Raw genomic sequence first — 745 nt, forward strand, 5'->3', positions numbered from 1 at the left:
TTTTTCATAATATCTTTAATCATTTTTGGCCCAAATCCGGCAAAGTTCATTTTGGAAAGTCCCATTTTATCAGCGCCTCTCGGCATCATTTTTCCAAACATCTTTTCCATGAAGCCCTTTTTCACTTGAATATTTTCATTTTTCCGTAAGGCATTTAATCCCCAAAACGTATGAAAAATCGTTACTTCGTGATCATAAGCAGCTGCTCCATTGGCAATAATATAAGCAGCCATTGCTTTATCATAATCACCACTAAATAAGACAATGGTTGTTTTTTTGTTTTCTGACATGTTGTTACCTCCGTGGAATAGTTATCTTATTAATTACCGTTACCCCTATGGGTATAATTTTATGGAAAATAAAAGAGGGTGTCAACCCTTTTTTATCGGCTTTTTACAAGCAGATTAACTGCCTCTTTTACTAATTCCTCCATACTTTTTTCTCCCTCTTCATTCGCTCTTTGAACACACTCAACTAAATTGGAACTTACAATAACTCCAATGGTGCGATCAATGGCGCTTCTCGTTGCAGATAACTGGGTGATGACTTCTTTGCAGTCCTTGCCATCTTCCATCATTTTTAAAATTCCTCTTAATTGTCCTTCAATTCGTTTTACTCTATTTTTCATTTGATCATTATAATCCATTGATATGCCTCCTTTTTCAAGATATTTTCCTTATATAATAAGTGTTAATAATTTATATAATAAAATATATCATTAAGACGTCAACAATGAAACAAATCA

At 33.3% G+C, this 745-nt stretch carries 2 protein-coding genes; both read right to left on the bottom strand.

The genetic code is table 11. From position 1 onward, the window contains the following. The coding region (locus V7083_RS17325; RefSeq protein ID WP_335480165.1) for a DsrE/DsrF/DrsH-like family protein at nt 1-290 on the bottom strand (290 nt) is incomplete at its 3' end. 92 nt (nt 291-382) lie between these two features. Beyond that, complete coding sequence (locus V7083_RS17330; RefSeq protein ID WP_335480168.1) at nt 383-646, bottom strand: metal-sensitive transcriptional regulator; 264 nt, start codon at nt 644-646, stop codon at nt 383-385. Nucleotides 647-745 lie beyond the last annotated feature (99 nt).

Source organism: Bacillus sp. JJ1764, assembly GCF_036962145.1.
Taxonomy (GTDB): domain Bacteria; phylum Bacillota; class Bacilli; order Bacillales; family Cytobacillaceae; genus Neobacillus.